The organism is Paenibacillus sp. L3-i20, from assembly GCF_022180385.2.
GTDB lineage: Bacteria > Bacillota > Bacilli > Paenibacillales > Paenibacillaceae > Pristimantibacillus.
The window spans coordinates 2,213,478-2,232,078 of record NZ_BQME02000002.1 but is presented as its reverse complement, the minus strand read 5'-3'; the positions used below and the strand labels follow the sequence as shown (position 1 = coordinate 2,232,078).

The 18,601-nt window shown below is 42.3% G+C and carries 16 protein-coding genes; 9 read left to right on the top strand and 7 right to left on the bottom strand.

What is annotated here, in order from left to right; translation table 11 throughout:
• Positions 1-125 precede the first annotated feature (125 nt).
• The gene (locus MFF31_RS24155; RefSeq protein ID WP_238191710.1) at positions 126-1,340 is read left to right on the top strand and encodes an MFS transporter; all 1,215 of its coding nucleotides are present in this window, start codon (positions 126-128) and stop codon (positions 1,338-1,340) included.
• Between the two features lie 96 nt (positions 1,341-1,436).
• Here the strand turns inward: MFF31_RS24155 and MFF31_RS24150 are convergent, their stop codons facing one another.
• Positions 1,437-2,852 (bottom strand): NAD-dependent malic enzyme, encoded by a 1,416-nt coding sequence (locus tag MFF31_RS24150; RefSeq protein WP_238191708.1) that lies wholly within the window; start codon positions 2,850-2,852, stop codon positions 1,437-1,439.
• Between the two features lie 84 nt (positions 2,853-2,936).
• Entirely contained in the window at positions 2,937-4,052 is a 1,116-nt protein-coding gene (locus MFF31_RS24145; RefSeq protein WP_238191705.1) for an MGDG synthase family glycosyltransferase, read from the bottom strand.
• A 164-nt stretch (positions 4,053-4,216) separates the two neighbouring features.
• Between MFF31_RS24145 and kapB the strand changes: the two genes are divergently transcribed.
• Positions 4,217-4,612 carry a kinase-associated lipoprotein KapB gene (gene kapB / locus MFF31_RS24140; RefSeq protein WP_238191704.1) on the top strand — a complete coding sequence of 132 codons (396 nt, stop codon included), beginning with the start codon at positions 4,217-4,219 and terminating at the stop codon, positions 4,610-4,612.
• A gap of 1 nt (position 4,613) precedes the next feature.
• On the opposite strand, the gene MFF31_RS24135 is transcribed toward kapB, so the two are convergent.
• Positions 4,614-5,957: a stalk domain-containing protein gene (locus tag MFF31_RS24135; protein ID WP_238191702.1), complete on the bottom strand. Its 1,344-nt coding sequence runs from the start codon at positions 5,955-5,957 to the stop codon at positions 4,614-4,616.
• Between the two features lie 328 nt (positions 5,958-6,285).
• Between MFF31_RS24135 and gltB the strand changes: the two genes are divergently transcribed.
• From gltB to MFF31_RS24120, 3 genes are all read left to right on the top strand, one after another.
• On the top strand, positions 6,286-10,890 hold the full coding sequence (gltB, locus tag MFF31_RS24130) for a glutamate synthase large subunit (RefSeq protein ID WP_238191700.1): 4,605 nt from the start codon (positions 6,286-6,288) through the stop codon (positions 10,888-10,890).
• A 339-nt stretch (positions 10,891-11,229) separates the two neighbouring features.
• On the top strand, positions 11,230-12,150 hold the full coding sequence (locus MFF31_RS24125) for an ABC transporter ATP-binding protein (protein WP_238191698.1): 921 nt from the start codon (positions 11,230-11,232) through the stop codon (positions 12,148-12,150).
• Entirely contained in the window at positions 12,140-12,937 is a 798-nt protein-coding gene (locus tag MFF31_RS24120; RefSeq protein ID WP_282570584.1) for an ABC transporter permease, read from the top strand. The genes MFF31_RS24125 and MFF31_RS24120 overlap by 11 nt, the downstream gene beginning before the upstream one ends.
• A 124-nt stretch (positions 12,938-13,061) precedes the next feature.
• Here MFF31_RS24120 and MFF31_RS24115 read toward each other — a convergent pair whose 3' ends face one another.
• Positions 13,062-13,514, bottom strand: coding sequence for a bactofilin family protein (locus MFF31_RS24115; RefSeq protein WP_238191694.1), 453 nt, complete (start codon positions 13,512-13,514; stop codon positions 13,062-13,064).
• 61 nt (positions 13,515-13,575) lie between these two features.
• Positions 13,576-14,643 carry a M23 family metallopeptidase gene (locus MFF31_RS24110; protein ID WP_238191692.1) on the bottom strand — a complete coding sequence of 356 codons (1,068 nt, stop codon included), beginning with the start codon at positions 14,641-14,643 and terminating at the stop codon, positions 13,576-13,578.
• Between the two features lie 311 nt (positions 14,644-14,954).
• On the opposite strand from MFF31_RS24110, the gene cls reads away from it, so the two are divergent.
• The 3 genes from cls (at position 14,955) to MFF31_RS24095 (ending at position 16,879) form a co-directional block, all read left to right on the top strand.
• The gene (cls, locus tag MFF31_RS24105) at positions 14,955-16,394 is read left to right on the top strand and encodes a cardiolipin synthase (protein WP_238191690.1); all 1,440 of its coding nucleotides are present in this window, start codon (positions 14,955-14,957) and stop codon (positions 16,392-16,394) included.
• 102 nt (positions 16,395-16,496) lie between these two features.
• Complete coding sequence (locus tag MFF31_RS24100; RefSeq protein WP_238191688.1) at positions 16,497-16,691, top strand: hypothetical protein; 195 nt, start codon at positions 16,497-16,499, stop codon at positions 16,689-16,691.
• A gap of 2 nt (positions 16,692-16,693) precedes the next feature.
• Positions 16,694-16,879 carry an H-type small acid-soluble spore protein gene (locus tag MFF31_RS24095; RefSeq protein ID WP_238191686.1) on the top strand — a complete coding sequence of 62 codons (186 nt, stop codon included), beginning with the start codon at positions 16,694-16,696 and terminating at the stop codon, positions 16,877-16,879.
• A 99-nt stretch (positions 16,880-16,978) separates the two neighbouring features.
• Here the strand turns inward: MFF31_RS24095 and MFF31_RS24090 are convergent, their stop codons facing one another.
• Together MFF31_RS24090 and MFF31_RS24085 are read right to left on the bottom strand one after the other, a co-directional pair.
• Complete coding sequence (locus tag MFF31_RS24090) at positions 16,979-17,290, bottom strand: dehydrogenase (RefSeq protein ID WP_238191684.1); 312 nt, start codon at positions 17,288-17,290, stop codon at positions 16,979-16,981.
• Between the two features lie 75 nt (positions 17,291-17,365).
• Positions 17,366-17,815 (bottom strand): cupredoxin domain-containing protein, encoded by a 450-nt coding sequence (locus tag MFF31_RS24085; RefSeq protein WP_238191683.1) that lies wholly within the window; start codon positions 17,813-17,815, stop codon positions 17,366-17,368.
• Positions 17,816-17,971: 156 nt separating this feature from the next.
• Between MFF31_RS24085 and MFF31_RS24080 the strand changes: the two genes are divergently transcribed.
• Entirely contained in the window at positions 17,972-18,580 is a 609-nt protein-coding gene (locus MFF31_RS24080; RefSeq protein ID WP_238191682.1) for a DedA family protein, read from the top strand.
• The last annotated feature ends 21 nt before the right edge of the window (positions 18,581-18,601 follow it).

The following is an 18,601-nucleotide window of genomic DNA, read 5'->3' as shown; positions in this document are numbered from 1 at the left end:
TGTCCTCGATTTCCTCCATATTGCGGTATCGTTTGCTTTTTGAAGTAGCTGTGTAGGAGGCGTATAGTTGATTTATGTAATTGTGAATCGGATGTTCAGAATTTTATTGGAAGGAGAAGCATTTCATGCCATCTTGGAAGCGCACAATGTGGATTTTGTGGTTTGGTGTTTTGTTCTGCAGTTCAAGCTATACGATGTCGGTTCCATTTCTTCCGTTGTTTTTGTTTGATTTAGGTGTGGAAAAAGGATCAGTAAATTTATGGGCGGGAATTGTTCATTCCTCTGCATTTTTGATGGGAGCTATTATGGCGCCGCTGTGGGGTATGCTTGCGGACAAGTACGGAAAGAGAAAGATGGTCATTCGAGCTGGACTTAGTCTTGCAATAATTTATGCTTTAATTGCTTTTGTTCAGACGCCATGGCAGCTAGTAGGCGTACGTTTAATGCATGGTTTCGTTGGTGGTTTTGTACCTGCCTCCATGTCAATTGTAGCTACGATAGCGCCAAAAGAAAAGTTAGGCTGGAGTCTTGGAATGATGCAAGCAGGAGCGATGACAGGAGGTATTCTGGGACCTTTATTCGGGGGACTGTTAGCGGAAGCCTTTGGGATGCGAAAGTCATTTATTGCAGCTGCGATCATTATCTTCATTGCAACAATTGCAGTAATCTTTTGGGTCAAGGAAGGGAAAGCAGAGTCGAATGGAGAGGGAAAAGCTGCAAAGGAAGCACCGTTAACGTATCGTGTAGCCTTCCAAAATCGAGCGCTTATACATATGTTGCTTATTCTCGTCGTATTCCAGTTGTCATTTAATATGGTACAACCATTGATTGCGCTCCATATTGCAGATTTGCAAGGTGGGCATGAAGGTGCCGCATTATCAGCTGGACTAGTTTTATCTATCATTGGAATAGCCGGAATAATCGCTTCACCGCTATGGGGACGTCTTGGTGAAAAAAAGGGCTATTATCGCATACTCGTTTTATGTTTATTGAGTGCAGGTATGATTGTTTGTTTGCAATATTTTGTAGAGGCGCTGTGGTTGTTTGCACTCGTACAATTTGTGTTTGGATTGTTTATGGCTGGAGTAGTACCTAGCATCAATACGCTCATGGTTCAAAATACGGATGAGCGATTCAGAGGACGATCATTCGGACTTACTGCAAGCGCCAATCAATTTGGCTCAATGCTAGGACCGTTAATTGGCGGGCTATTAGGATTATTTCTCGGAATCAACTGGATATTCGTGGCGACTGGATTGATTATGGCATGTACGGGGATAGTTATTTTTATGAGACGCAGAAATGAGAAAGCTTCATCCGCATTTGAAGAGAGAATGTAAAAAGGGGCTGACACTATAACCAAACTATAAAGAGGGTGCCTTTAAAGCCTATGGCTTTGAAAGGCACCCTCTTTACGGTTCGTAGTACGTTAGAAGCTATTCCCTTACATTACGGCGTGATACGCCGCTTTGTTGGGCAGCAGCGATGACGCGTCGGCGTACTTCTTCTACAACTTTAGTGTTAAATACACTTGGGATGATGTACATGCGGTTAAGCTCGTCCTCACTTATAACGGAAGCGATAGCTTCAGCAGCAGCAAGCTTCATCTCTTCATTAATAGTTGAAGCGCGACTATCAAGTGCTCCACGGAATATGCCAGGGAAACATAATACATTGTTAATCTGATTCGGATAATCCGAACGACCTGTAGCAAATACACCTACAATGTCCTCGATTTCCTCAGGACGAATTTCTGGTTCTGGGTTAGCCATAGCGAATACGATAGGTTGAGGTGCCATACTTTCTACATTTGAACGTTTAAGTATTTTACCTGCGGATACACCAATAAATACATCGGCTCCTACCAAAGCTTCTGTTAGACCACCCTTGCGACGTTCTTGGTTCGTATTGTCCGCATACCATTGCCACATTGAGTTGTCGTATGACTCATCTGCGGACAGTATGCCAGCACGATCCACACCAATAATATGTTGTGCTCCACCAGCAATCAACATTTTCGTACAAGCTGTTCCTGCAGCTCCAATTCCGCAAATGACGATACGTGCTTCACTAAGCTCGCGGCCAGTCACTTTGAGCGCATTAAGTAGTCCAGCATAAAGAACGACTGCCGTGCCATGTTGATCGTCATGGAAGACGGGAATATCTAGTTCTTTGCGAAGTCTTTGCTCAATTTCGAAACAACGTGGAGCAGATATATCCTCCAGATTTATTCCTCCGAAAGTAGGAGCCATATGTTTAATAGCGGCGATTACTTCCTCAGTATCTTGTGTATCAAGACAGATCGGGAAAGCATCAACATCGGCAAATTGCTTGAAGAGCATCGCTTTACCTTCCATTACAGGCATTGCAGCTAATGGACCGATATTACCTAGCCCAAGTACAGCGCTTCCGTCTGAAATTACAGCGACAGTATTTCGTTTAATCGTAAGTGTATGTGCTTTAGTCGGCTCCTCATGAATTGCTTTGCAGACACGAGCGACATCTGGCGTATATACACGGGACAAGTCATCCCGGTTTTGGATTGGTGTCTTCGGTTGGATCGAAATTTTGCCGCCTAGGTGCAATAGGAAAGTACGATCCGATATGTGAAGCAAACGAATACCTGGTACTGAACGAAGTGCTTCAGTTAGTCGTTCCGAAGCGCCTTGCTCCGAAATTTTCACAGTTAAATCACGAGTGCTTTTATTTTTGTCAGTGTGGATGACGTCAATTGCGACGATATCACCCTTCGCTTGTTCAATTGCAGTTGCTGCTTTACTGAAATGAGCAGTATTCGTATCAATTTCTAACCTTAAAATAATCGTTTTTCCATCTGTCATTTGTGATCGCATTGTGTTATCTCCCTTTTAGTTAAACTAGTTGAATATGTTTTCTCAGTCTGCGCTTATGATTACTATTGTAGTAAAATATAGCCGTTACTGCATAAATTGCAGAACGGCTTTGGGACATCTCATTGCATCGTATTGTAAGTTACGTTTAGACAGCAGCTCTTTGCGGAATTCACTTGCAGCTTCTCTGTCATGTATGAGTTGAAACCATTTGTCTACAGTGTCATTAGAGTTCAACATTTCCCCGAAGCCACTTTGAATAAAGTATTCGCAGTTTTCTTCTTCCTGACCAGGAATTGGCTCGTAGAATAACATTGGCAATCCTTTGTTCATACCCTCTGTACAAGTCATACCACCAGGCTTTGTTATAAGTAAATCAGCGACATCCATCAGCTTGTGCACTTCATGTGTAAATCCTATTATATGAATGTTAGGATGCTGGAATAGTGGATCAGCAAGCATCTTTTCCTTCATCTTTTCATTAGATCCTACACAAAATATTAGCTGAGTTGTCTCACGCCACTTAGTCATATAGGATAATGCATTGTCCTCGTATAAGATGCCCCATCCGCCGCCCATAATGAGCACAGTAGGTATATCTTTCAATTTATATTGAGATTGAACCTCTTCTTTACTGTATGTATTCCAAAAGTTTGGATGAACGGGGATACCCGTTACTTCCACTCTCTCTGGTTTTACTCCCTTTTCAATGAGACGATGCTTTACTTCAGGGGAAGCGACCAAATAATGATTAACTTCTTGATTGACCCAAGAGCCATGAGCATCATAATCAGTAATAAGTGTATATAGAGGTATATCGAGACCTAGCCGCTTAAGTCGACTTACTACTGTATTCGGGACGGGATGTGTGCATACGATCAGATCTGGTTTTAGTTGAGCGATAACTTGTGTAGTCTGCGTATATAACACACGATGTAGTGCAAGCTGAGCGAGACGATTAGTTGGCTTTTTGTAATTACTGCGGTACATTAGGCCTACCATCTTTGGCTGCGAGCTTACCGTCTTACGATAAGCAGAAATGATTAAAGGTCCTATTACTGGGTTTAAAAAGTTACCAAGCTCTATAACTCTGGCTGAGATGTTTGGGCATAGCTGTTTGAGTCCAACCGCGAGTGCATAAGCTGCCTGAGTATGGCCTGAGCCAAATCCCTCTGAGAGCAGTAGCACTCTTTTCTTACGCATATGTTCACCCACTTTTCTATTTCCATATTACTTTGCATGTCAGGTTAATACAAGTCTTGATGTAAGTCTTGCCAATAAATTATGGTACATTTAAAGTTATCTCATATAAGATTATTACAAATGCAACCTTTCTTATGATGACGAATAATAGGAGGAATTATGAAATGTCGACGAGTGGTTCTGTAGAAAATGAATTAAAAGTAGGAGAAATTGTGAAGATAGAGGTACGTTCGGGACACTATGCAGGAGAGCTGGTGGAGCTAAATGGTCCTAGAGCTCTAGTCAAAGTGTTAGCTGTACTTAAGCATCCTGAGCAAGGGGATCTACATCAGCCCTATGATCCGGATGTTGCGATGTTCCATGAGCGCAGAGCGTTAAGCTTCACGGAAAAAACGACAGTGCTGCTTAGAGACGTGAAGCGATATACGGGCAATGTACCTGATTACCGCGAATCACTTCACGACGCTGTTGCAGCAGAAATTGAGGCTCTAGACCGTCTTAATCGTTGGACGGCAAAAGGACTTGAACTTATGGAGCAACTGAAAAAAGATTACAAGTAAGTTAGTTATTAATGAATGCAGTTTTCAATGTATCTCGATAGGTCACATGTAAGCCAAGACCTTCTGATAATGCGGCGAGAGGAACATACGTTTTTTTCTCGCCGGGGAACTGTTGCAAATAAGCAGGGTCAGCGTTTAATGGGACTGTTTTACCATCAATTTTGATCGTCTTAGCCCCGATCGTAATTTCCACAGTTCGTTCTCCCAATTGAATTGTCGCAGTATTAGTAGGACCATCCCATGATCGCTTTGCACCTATCGCATCAGTAATATCAGCAATTGCAATAAATGTACGACCTTTCTTAATAACAGGCGAATATTTCGTAATAACTTCTTCACCGTTAACTACAACAGAAATTGGCACACCGCTCTTGCGAGGTTTTACTGTTTTGTAATCTCCCCACAATTGCTCTGTATATGCTTTGCCCATAACGGCATATCCTGCAGCAGTAGGATGAGGATCACCTTTATCAATATTTGTATAAGTGAGTATGTTTGTATCAACTACGCTTGCCGAGTCAGCCATTTTTATATCCATCTTTTTTGCTGAATATTGAGTAATAACAGACTTTAGACGTTTTAGAAGCTGCGTCTGACCGTCTTTTAGCAATAGTGCGGTTGCTTCCGGTATGAGATAAGTAGTTACTCCTTTTATTTTGAGAAATGGAACGGGCAAATATTGATTGGAAATAATGACTTTAGCGTTTGGAGCTAGTTTATGTATATTCTCTAACGATGCAGACAACTCGGTTTCATAATTAGAAATAATTGAACTCAGTCCTGATTTCAACTCACTTTGTGCCGATTCGGGTAAAGTTGTTACATCTGTTTTTGGATCAAGCTTGTCCATATATTGAAGGAAATCATTGCCTCCGATCGAAATGAGAATGAGCTCAGCTTCACGAATATGATTCTCAAGCAGATCTGTTTTAGCAAAAAATTCGTCAGCACGAGGATCTTTCAAATTGGATTGAACACTATCTTTAGATACATTTTCCCCTAATGCTGCAGCGCTCAACCATTTGTTTAAACCATTCGATGTAAGCCCGAGCACTCCATAATTGTTATATTGCGCTCGGAAACCTTGAAATAGGGCCTGCTCATAAACATGCTCCGCATAACCATATGGAATTGATTTTTCGGTAAAGCCTAGTTCATAGCCAGCAGAGATTGAATCGCCAAGGACGACAACATCATAAGAACTGTTAACTACTGCCGAGGTATCGAGTAATGGTGTTCTTCGCAAATCTCCAGGTACTGCTGAAGCGCTACTAACAGTTAATAGAACTCCTGTCATGAGAGTTGCGGTGAATAATGTAAACTTCTTCCCAAATTGTCCATTCAAATTAAACACATCCTTCTGATAAAATAGTTAAAAACAACGGTTCATTTTAATATGTAGACAAGGAATCTAGTCTTGTTATTAAGCATTCCTTATCGCAATAATAAAAATATTAAATTGATTCCGATTTGCCCTGATGTTAAAATCATATAATAATCGCTTAGCAACGGTAGATGGCAAGCGGAATGGCAAGGAGCAGGCCGGTGTGCCTCGCCCCCTACCATTCTATGATATTCCAAGCCAAAAATGAAGCCAATTAAGTGATCAATCCTGTTTATTTACAAATCTACATTGCTTACCCAAAAATCTTCTGATAGAAAGGTTGCGCACAATGAAAGAAAATATTTTGGGATTGCCGCCTAAGCAAGGACTTTATGACCCGCAAAATGAGAAAGATGCTTGCGGAATGGGCTTTGTAGCCAGCATCAAAGGTGAAAAATCACATAAGGTAATCAGTCAAGCCCTCACTTTGCTTGAGAATATGGAGCATCGCGGTGGACAAGGCAGTGAACCGAATACGGGTGATGGAGCGGGTATTCTGCTTCAAATTCCTCATGCGTTTTTTGCTGCTGAAATGAACAAACAAGGGATTCAGCTTCCTGCAGAAGGTGAATATGCTGTTGGGATGATCTTCATGCCGCAAGATGAAACAGCACGTTCTGCCATTGAGCGTGAGCTTGAAGGTATTATTGCGGAAGAGAAGCAGTCGCTTATCGGCTGGCGAACAGTACCAACGAATGATTCCAAGCTTGGCAAATCTGCCTTAGCTGTGAAACCATATGTTCGTCAAGTTTTTATTGGCAAAAATGCAGAATTAAAAGATAGACTTTCTTTTGAACGCAAATTATATGTTATCCGTAAACGTTCTGAGCTTGCGATTCGATATGCTGGCAAGGATGGAGGCAATATGTTCTATTTCTCCAGCCTTTCAACAAAAAAAATCGTATACAAAGGAATGCTCACGACAGAGCAAGTCCGCTCTTTCTACACGGAATTAAATAATGAAGTTGTAGTTTCTGCTATTGCTTTAGTGCATTCCCGTTTTAGTACGAACACGTTTCCAAGCTGGGAGCGCGCACATCCTTTCCATTACTTAATTCATAACGGTGAGATTAATACGCTTCGCGGTAATGTGAACTGGATGCATGCCCGTCAAACGATGTTTGCAACAGAATTGTTCGGTGACGATCTAGAGAAGATTAAACCGATCATAAACCCAGATGGTTCAGATACTGCAATGTTCGACAATACGTTGGAGTTTCTACATCTCTCTGGCCGTTCATTGCCGCATGTAGCGATGATGATGGTTCCAGAACCTTGGTCCAACCATGAGAGCATGAGTGATGAGCATAAAGCGTTTTATGAATATCACAGCACACTGATGGAGCCGTGGGATGGTCCTGCAGCAATGGGCTTCACAGACGGTACACAAATTGGTGCGGTGTTGGATCGTAACGGACTTCGTCCTGCTCGTTACTATGTAACAAAAGATGATCATATTATTTTGGGTTCTGAAGCGGGTACTGTTGAAATTCCTGCCGAAGATATTTTATACAAAGACCGCTTGCGTCCTGGACGTATGTTGTTAGTAGATACAGAACAAGGCCGAATTATTTCCGACGAGGAAGTGAAAGCAGAGATTGCTTCCGAACATCCATATCGAGAATGGCTTAATGAACATCTAGTCGATCTGGATGATCTGCCTGAAGCGCCTGAACTGCCTGATCCTAGTCATGACACCGTTCAGCAGCGCCAACAGGCGTTTGGTTACACGTACGAAGATATTCGCAAGGTGCTTGAGCCAATGGCAGGCAGCGGCCAAGAGCCGATTGCTTCAATGGGCTACGATGCTCCACTTGCTATATTGTCGGAACGTCCACAACGTCTATATAACTATTTCAAGCAATTATTTGCACAGGTAACCAATCCGCCTATCGATGCTATCCGTGAGGAAATCATTACGGCAACAGGTACAACAATTGGTCCAGAGCGTAACTTGCTAAATCCTGAGCCGGAGAGCTGCCGTCATATAAAGCTTGATACTCCGATTCTATCTAATGAACAATTCGCCAAGCTTCGCCATGTGCGTCGTCCTGGTTTTAAATCGATTACTCTTCCGATCTTCTTTACTGCAAGTGAAGGAGAAGATGGTCTTCGCGCAGCATTAAAACAAATGTGTGAGGCAGCAGACCGCGTCATTAGTAAAGGCCATAATATGCTTATTTTGTCTGATCGCGGCGTGGATAAAGAAAATGCTGCTATTCCTGCTCTACTTGCTGTATCAGCTCTGCATCACCATCTGATTCGCGAAGGTACGCGTACAAAAGTAGCTATTTTACTTGAGTCAGGCGAACCAAGAGAAGTTCATCACTTTGCACTTTTGCTAGGTTATGGAGTAAATGCAGTTAATCCTTATCTAGCATTCGAGTCACTGGACGATATGATTACTCAAGGTATGCTTAGAGGCGTATCACATGAGAAAGCTGTCAAAAACTTTATTAAAGCGGCAACTAAAGGCGTCGTAAAAATATTGTCCAAGATGGGTATTTCGACAATCCAATCGTACCGCGGTGCACAAATTTTTGAAGCATTGGGTCTTCGTGAGGATGTTATTAACGAGTACTTTACATGGACGCAGTCCCGAATTGGCGGTATCGGACTTGATGTCATTGCCGAAGAGACGCTTAAGCATCATAACCGTGCTTTTGCAGATCAAGAGGGTTCTGAGAAGGAGCTTGATTCTGGCGGTGATTACCAATGGCGTAAGGATGGAGAAGATCATCTTTATACGCCGCAGACCATTCATACGCTGCAGATGGCTTCCCGTGCAAATGACTATAAGCTTTACAAGAAGTTCTCTGCTCTTATCCAGGGGGAGAACAAAAAACATCTAACGCTTCGTTCTTTGCTGGATTTCAAATCAGGCAGTCTTTCCGTTCCGCTTGAAGAAGTTGAGTCGATTGAGTCAATCGTTACACGCTTCAAAACGGGTGCGATGTCATTTGGTTCAATAAGCAAGGAAGCACATGAAAGTCTCGCAATTGCGATGAACCGTTTAGGCGGCAAGTCCAATACGGGTGAGGGTGGCGAAGATCCGGCGCGTTTTGTTCCGGATGCTAACGGCGATTCTCGAAGAAGTGCAATTAAACAAGTAGCGTCAGGTCGTTTCGGCGTTACAAGCAATTATTTAGTTAATGCAGATGAAATACAGATCAAGATGGCGCAAGGCGCAAAACCTGGTGAGGGCGGACAGTTGCCAGGCCTTAAAGTATACCCTTGGGTTGCTGAGGTTCGTGGCTCGACACCGGGTGTTGGCTTGATCTCACCTCCGCCGCATCATGATATTTATTCGATTGAAGATTTGGCTGAGCTAATCTATGATCTGAAAAATGCGAATCCACGTGCTCGTATTAACGTAAAACTTGTTTCTGAGGTTGGCGTTGGAACGATTGCAGCTGGTGTAGCTAAGGGTCGTGCAGATGTTATTATGGTCAGCGGCTTCGACGGCGGTACAGGTGCTTCACCTATGGGTTCAATCCGTCATGCAGGTTTACCATGGGAGCTTGGATTGGCTGAGACGCATCAGACGTTAATGCTTAACAACTTGCGTGATCGTGTAACATTAGAAACAGATGGCAAGATGATGAACGGACGTGACGTAGCAATCGCTGCATTACTGGGCGCTGAGGAGTACGGTTTCTCCACTGCACCACTAATCGTTCTTGGCTGTATCATGATGCGTGTATGTCAATTGGATACTTGTCCGGTTGGTGTTGCAACGCAAAATCCTGATCTCCGCAAGAAGTTTATGGGCGATCCTTCACACGTTGTAAATTACTTGCGCTTTATCGCGGAGGAACTGCGCGAAATTATGGCTGAGCTAGGCTTCCGTACGATTGAAGAAATGGTCGGACGCGTTGATCGTCTTGAATCGAAGCAGCTTGTTACTCATTACAAAGCCAAAGGTCTTGATTTGTCCAGTATTCTGTATGAAGGTGATTTCCCTGAAGGGACATCTCGCAGTTGTATTCAGGAGCAAAATCATGGTCTTGAGCTTACACTTGATATGCAAAAGCTTGTTCCACTTGCTGCTCCGGCATTGGAGAATGGAGAAAGTGTTCGCGGCACGTTCCCAATCTTGAATACGAACCGTGTAGTAGGTACAATTCTTGGCTCTGAGGTTACTCGTCGCTACGGCGCTGAGGGATTGCCGGAAGATACGATCTGGTATCATTTCGTTGGAACAGCAGGCCAAAGTTTTGGTGCATTTGTACCTAAGGGAATTACGCTTTCGGTTGAAGGTGATACAAACGACTATTTCGGTAAAGGTTTATCCGGCGGCAAAATTATTGTGGCACCGTCACCTAAAGCGACTTTTGTAGCAGAGGAAAATATTATTACCGGAAACACTGCATTATACGGCTCAACTGGCGGTCAGGCTTACATTCGCGGTATTGCAGGTGAACGCTTCGCCGTGCGGAACAGTGGAGCAAATGTAGTTGTAGAAGGTGTAGGCGATCATGGTTGTGAATATATGACAGGCGGTCGTGTTGTTATACTCGGGGAAACAGGACGCAACTTCGGTGCCGGCATGTCTGGTGGTGTTGCATATGTATTTGACGAGAAGGGCGACTTCTACAATCATACAAACCTTGAGATGGTGTTGCTTGAGCGTCTGGAGGAGCAAGTCGATATGGATGAGCTTCGCTTATTGATCGAGCAGCATGTTCAATATACGGACAGCGCAATCGGTAATCGTATTCTGAATGATTGGAATGCAGCGCTAACGAAATTTGTGAAGGTAATTCCGAAAGATTACAAGCGGATGCTTGAGCAAATACGTAAAGCAGAAGATACTGGTCTTCAAGGCGGAGATGCTTTACTTGCGGCATTCGAAGCAAACAAACGTGAACTTGCACGTGCAGGTGGTAAATAAATGACAACTATGCGATGCATGGGCTCGTCTATCTTTCAAACATTAATTCTCAGCTAGTAAAGGTTGAATTGATTACTGAAGACTCGAAGCAGATTGATGCTTCGAGTCTTTTTTTTTGCTAAAATAAGCATATGTCTAGTTTGAAAGGATTTGATCAAAAGAACCTTAAATGCGCAAGTGAATGGGCTAAAGGTTCTTTTTTATTTGAGAAACAGAATTTCCTGTTTGCTATCGTTATGTCGAATAATATATTACAATTGTTTCCTGTCTCGTATATAATGAAGGAATTGAATACATCTTACAGAGTATGTAAGATGCAATTGGGGAGGCATACATAGTATGGAGCAGATCATCGTTCGCTTACAGGAAGTAACGAAGCGAATTGGCAAACGAACTATAATTGATCGATTGACTCTAGATTTGCCGCGTGGAGAAGTATTTGGTTTCCTAGGGCCGAATGGCGCAGGGAAAACAACGACTATAAGAATGATGGTAGGCCTTATGTCATTAACTTCGGGACAGATCTTTATAGATGGTCACAGTATTTCGAAAGAATTTGAAAAAGCAATCCGACATGTTGGAGCTATTGTCGAAAATCCAGAGATGTACAAATATTTGACTGGTTATCAAAATTTAATTCATTATGCAAGAATGATACCTGGCGTCACATCGCATCGGGTAAAGGAAGTTGTGGGATTAGTAGGTTTAGAGGGTCGAATTCATGATAAGGTAAAAACGTATTCGTTAGGTATGCGTCAACGACTAGGTGTTGCGCAAGCTATTTTGCATAACCCGAAACTGCTTATACTAGATGAACCTACGAACGGCTTAGATCCTGCCGGCATACGAGAACTTCGCGATTATATCCGTAATTTAGCTAAAAATGAAGGAATTGCGGTGTTTGTATCTAGTCATATGTTGTCCGAAATGGAACTAATGTGTGATCGAGTCGCCATCATTCAAAATGGCAAACTGATTGATGTTAGACAAATTCAAGGAATGAATATTGATGAATCGATATCACAAGTAATGTTTGAAGTTAACAGTTCTGAAGCTGCAATCGATGCAATTATAACGGCAGGACAAAAAGCAGAAGTCGCGGGATCTAACCATATCGTTATTCAAGGTGACAAGGAGTATGCAGCCGCTGTTAATGCAACTCTCGTCATCGCAGGCATAAAGGTATATAGTATCCGCGACCATGTGAAGTCATTAGAAGATCAATTTTTGGAAGTAACAGGGGGCGAGAGTGTTGGCTGATTTCTTCAATCTTGTTCATAACGAGAATATGAAAATCTATAGACGTCCACGTACATACATAATGATGGGTGTACTCGTTGGGCTCGTTTTGATTATTTCGATTATGTGGCGTATCTTTGGAAGCGACTATACATCTATGTGGTCGGTTGTTCGAGAAGAGTCATCGATCTTGTTTCTGCTCATAACTATCTTTACGGTTATTGTAGCAGCGAGTATTGTCGCAGAGGAGTTTACTGCGGGGACAATTAAACTGTTACTTATTAGACCGTGGTCCAGAACAAAAATATTATTGTCCAAATACATTGCAACTGTGATGTTTATTGTTTTATTAGCTTTCCTGTTACTTGTAAGCAGCCTTTTGGTCAATTGGATATGCTTCGATTTGTTTAATACAATGGAAAAAGTACCTCAGTTAATTATGCCAATGGGAACTTCTAATTTTGAATATATAATCCAGTATTATGTATTATCACTTATTACAACAATAATGACCACTACGATTGCTTTTATGATATCTACGATTTTTAGAAGCAGCGGCTTAGCTATCGGAATTTCGTTGTTTCTAGTTCTGATTGTAAATAATTTAATGCTGCTGCTTATGGCATTGCCATACAAGTGGGTAGATTATTTATTATTTGCTCATTTATACTTAACACCATATTTAAATCCTGAAATACCTCATGGAGATATGACATTAGCATTTTCGTTATCTGTACTAGCTTGTTATTATGTCGTTTTTATGTCAATTACATGGTATGTTTTCAATAAAAGAGACGTAGCTGCGTAGTATATGCATATTAATTTTTAACAAAAATGGTCCCGAATTTAATCTCTGTTTAGGAGAAAAATCGGGACCATTTTTCTGATTTTCATAGGTTTTAAGCGTTTATACTAAATATGTGAACTACAGCTCAGCCCGCTTGTCGGGACTTGGAGCGTGAGTCGTTTTTGGAGTCGCCTTTGCTTTCATTTTTCGTTTGGGAGGCAGAGTTTTCCGCCAAGGAGCTATTTTTTGCTTCTGGTAATTGCTCCATCGTGCAGCTTCCATTAATCATACCGCCGTCCTGAATGATAAGTGAGTGAGCTGTAATATTGCCAGTTAAATGACCTGATGCTGTAATGATTAACCTTCCCTTTGTAACGATATCTCCAAACAGCTTGCCTGCGAGTGTAACGTCATGGGCTATAATATTGGAACGTGCAATTCCGCATTCACCGATTATTAAATCTCCCCGGCATTCAATATCTCCCCGGTACTCACCCTCGATGCGCAAATTAGCTTCACTGATCATCTTTCCTTCCGCAATCGTCCCTTGACCGATTAGGGTGTCTGTTGCGATGACTCGCTTATTCTCCTTAAACATGGACGCAAACCTCCTTAGTATTGGCTAATGGATGGGGAGTATGTACCCTACCTATTACCTGTCAGCTATGCTGCGCTAAATACTTTAAAGGATTGACAGGTTCATTTTTTTGCATGATTTGAAAATGTAAATGTGGGCCAGTGCTTCTTCCGCTGCTGCCTAACTGACCGATTTTCTCTCCACGCACGACGATATCGCCTTCTTTGGCATCGGTTTGCTTCAAATGCATGTAAGCAGATTGGAGTCCGCCAAGATGATCAATGATGATGTAGTTGCCGAGCTGAGAGTCAAAGCTTACTTCGCTAATGGTACCGTCAGCGGCGCTAAAAACAGCATCGCCGCTGTTGCCATTAATGTCGATACCTGCATGAAAGGTAGCTCGCCCTGTAAAAGGGTCACTTCGATAACCGAAGCTAGAAGTGAGTTGCTTAGAACGGGTTGGCCAATATGAAGGGAGAGCGTCGACGGTCATCCGTTTGTTCTGTGCTTGCTTTAACGTCTGCTCCATCGATACTTCCATGGAGTCAACCATCTCGCTTAGTGCTTGCAAATCGAGAGATGTTGTTTGAGCAAGCGAGGCAATCCCCATCATATTATTCGGAGAAGTTGAATAGGTAACAGGACGTGCAGTTATTGGCGTATTAGCAGATAAAGCGCGAACACTTCCTCTATTCTGCTTCGCAGCAGCGTTGCTAGCGGAATTATCGTCATCAGCTGTATCGTTAGTAGTTTCCATTACGGAGCCGCCATACTTTTCGATAAATAGCTTTAGCTTTATTTCTAGTTGACCAAGCTCATCCATCTTATCTTTCATCTCATTCGCTTGGCGCGACAGTGATAGTATCTCTTGCTGCAGGGAAACGATCGCTTCATCCTTCCCGGCGATTACCCGATCCATTCCAGTAATCGTTTGTGTGAATTGTGCAGACTGGGAGGTCAATTGCTCTTTGAGATGCTTCAGTTCATATGCAGCTTTTAACTGTAGACCTGCAACGCAGCCAGTAATGGCTAATATAGCAGCTACAGGCGCCACTATAACTGATCTCTTCGATACAGAGAATTGCTTCACAGACTTGTCAGCGCCGCGCATCACAACAAATGACCATGTTGGCTTCCGCGCTCGTTTCACTATTTTTCTCCTTCCGAGGGATGATATAGTCGTGCAAAACGTTCTATGACTATTTATTCTCATAAGGTATAAAACATACCTTAAAACTTCTTAATAATTATGAGCCATAGCTGGCAAAAGTTATAAAAAGCACGCCCAAGTTGAGGTTTGCGACAATCCCTATTGAAGCAACTATACTAATGTCGGTCATCTATTTATAGTCGATAAAATGTGTAATCAATTTTTCTGAGCCAAAGTATAGGCTGTAGCCCCCCTGTTTAAACTAAACATGTTGGAACTGGCATGACATGCATAAGAGATGAGGTGTTTCAATGGTTGCATGGCTTGTCTGCTTAACGATTATATTAATAGCTTACGCTTTCCAATTTGCAGTAATATTGCTGCTTGAGCGTAGACGACAAGCTCATATGATTGCATGGCTTCTCATTGTAATGGTTTGCCCGTTTGTAGGTTTTGCAGCATATGTGGTTGCTGGCAAAAGGATCAAGCAACGTATAGGGAATAAGCGTAATAATGCTGACAATAATGAGAATTACGTTAATATAAATAAGATTGTTCATGAGAAAGTAGATGAACAAATGAATAATGAAGGTTTGAAATCGCAAGCTCGTCTTCTCTCCCTGCTTGCTGAGCTTACACCCTTTCCGATTACAGGTCAAAATCGAACAAAAATATTAACGAATGGCGAAGAAACATTCGAGACTATACTTGAGGAACTTCATCATGCAAACCATCATATTCATCTGGACTATTATACAATTCGAAACGATGGTATCGGTGGTAAGTTTCTAAAGACATTAGTGAAAAAGGCACACGAAGGAGTTGAAGTGCGAGTTATTTATGATGGAATTGGCAGCTTGGGCCTTGATCAAACATTTCTAGATCGATTACATAATGCCGGCGCACATACCGCTTGCTTCTCTCCACCGCGTAAAGCGTTGTTAAACCGATCAATAAACTTTCGTAATCATCGAAAAATTGTAGTAGTAGACGGAAAGGTAGGCTTTTTGGGCGGAATTAATATCGGTGATGAATACGTTGGTCTCGACAAGAAGCTAGGTTTTTGGAGGGATACACACATGCAAATAAACGGTGAGGCCGTTTATCAGCTTCAACAATTATTTATGAGGGATTGGTTTTCTGCAGCTAATATTCAATTGCCCGATAATGAACATTATTTTCCGAGAAATTATTGCCATGGAGAAGAACGTGTACTAATCGTACCAGGGAAGCCAGGCATTAATGATCAGAAAATAGTTGAAGTATTAGCTTCGGCAATGGCAGCAGCGAAAACTAGAATATACGCGACAACACCGTATTTTATCCCCGATCCAAGCTTAGCTACAAATTTACGCATCGCAGCGCGAAGCGGGGTAGAGGTTAAGTTGATTATTCCGGGTATATCCGATTCTAAGCTAGTGCTGCTCGCTACACTTTCATACGTTCAGGATATGCTTGAAGCAGGTGTGCAAATTTACCGGTATCAAAAAGGTTTTATTCATGCGAAGGTGCTAATAGTTGATTCCTTGCTCGCAACAGTAGGCACAGCTAATTTGGATATGCGAAGCTTATTTAGTAATTACGAACTTCTGGCTCTACTCTTTGATGAGCATCCTATCCGTAAGCTTGAAGCGGATTTTTTGCAGGATTTAGCACATAGTGAGCCCATTGATCTTGAGATTTTTAAGCGCAGATCAAAAAAACAGAAAGCCGCTGAAGAATTGATGCATATGCTTTCCCCTTTGTTATAGGTATTGGGTAGCCGACTCCAGCATGATATGCATGTTTTTATCTCATATCGGGCATATTTTTTCAGTAAGATCCAAGCATCTGGAAATAAGGAGGCGAGCCCAATGAGTGAAGAGCAGAATGAGGAACAATTGCAGCAGTCCAAAGCTGAGCCGCATAATGAAGGTCGAGAAGATTTTGATATGGATATCGACCGTATGGTCAATGAAGGATTAGGCGGTGGGAATGTCACTTTGCATAATGGGTTAATTGCGGAGTCTACGACAGATACAATGGAAGAAAAGCTGGAAGGAGAATAGAGATGGAAACATTGCGAGCTAAGCAAATCTACGAGTCCAAGGATACGTTTGCTGTCCATCTGGAGGGTGATTCCGTCTGGATCGAAAATGTAGATGAGGCAAATGGTATGGCAACCGTAACGGTTGGCAACAATCCAGTTAACACTAAGACTGTATCCGTTGATCGTCTAAAAGAAGCTAAGGAATAGGAAGATTATTCGCTTATAATACTGCTCCAAATGAAAGAGCCCGTGATGTCCGCTGTTATAGCGGTAATCTCAAGGGCTCTTCTTGCCATATCGGCCTCACTACCCACCGTATGCATCACGGAAAGCCTCACACAAACGGATACGGTCAACCTCCCATAATCCCGCTATTTCTTCACTAACATTGGCATCCCACCAGTCAGCCTGCGCCTTCCGGTTGCTTTGATGTTCAACGATCCAATGTAAGTTTGCTACAACCTTTTTCAAATAAATCGTTTCGGCTTGATCCATCTTTTCTTTGGAAATCCATAGCTTCAATCTCTTTACAGTACGGTAAAGCTCATTGCTGCAAGACCTGCGAATTTTGCGAGCTGAAGGTAAATCTTGTGAGTGCTTTTGCGCGCTAGTCTTCAAAAGTATACCGACTCCTCTCTACCCATATGTATGCGGGAGGAAGAGTGAAGGTCACCAGCAGCCTATTGCAATACGCTAGTCCTCGACGACGATATAGCCGACCATAGGTCCGCCGCTGTGCATATCCTTGTGGGTCAAGCATAGGATGGGGAATATGCCTTCTTTATCTGGTGTGAATGTTACTTTTGTTGTTTTCCCCTTATGCACCTCACCTTCGATACCGAGTTCTTCTATAACGAAAGGATGGCTGATACCATTTACTCCGGAGATGCGAAGTTCAGTTCGTTCACCTTTATTTACAATAATAGTTCCGGGAGACCAGACATAGGATTCAATTTCTTTTCCATCTTCTGTTTTTGACTTAAACTCGCCAGTAACAAGTTCAAAGATGCGTGTCTCCGACGGTTGGCTGCTAACGGTTCGAGCCCCATTCCATTTGATGTACACACCAGCAGCAATGATCAGAGCAAGTGCTGCGATAAAAACTTGGAGCATTCTTTTTTTGATGACAAATGATTTAAACATTATGAAACACCTCACTTTTCTTCATTGTTGAGGCTAGTCTATGCGAGGGCTTGTCTTTCGATGACTAAAGTGGAAGGATGTCCTAGCAGTATGTTAAGATAATAGAGGTGATTACGCACATATTAGAGGATCACACATATTGGATGGAGGATACGCATGGAAAGCTGGATTACCGATATTATGGAGCAGTACGGTTATTTTGGAATATTGTTTATGATCGCGCTTGAAAATTTATTTCCACCTATTCCATCCGAAGTCATATTAACATTCGGTGGATTTATGACGACTTATACGAGTTTGACTCCTGTAGGAGTAATCGCCATTGCGACCCTTGGTTCATTGATCGGTGCTATTATTTTGTACTTTATCGGTCAGTTGCTTGGCGTTGAGAGACTGGAGAAAATAGTCGATCGTTATGGACGTGTTCTACGGGTCAAAAAAGAAGATATTCGAAGAGCAGACGCTTGGTTTGATAAGTACGGTTACTGGGCAGTACTACTCTGTCGCATGATCCCGCTTATTCGCAGCCTTATCTCATTACCTGCAGGGATGTCAGGCATGAAGTTTGTACCGTTTCTATTGTTTACAACAATCGGGACACTCATATGGAATGTTATATTAGTTTCCATTGGAGTTACTGTAGCAGACAATTGGACTCGAATTGTAGAAGTTTTGGATGTATATTCAAACTTTGTATATGCTCTAATAGCAATTGCAGTTATTGTTGTTGCCGTGTTGTATGTTCGCAGAGCAAAGAAGTTTTAAGTTATAATAGATAGGATAAAT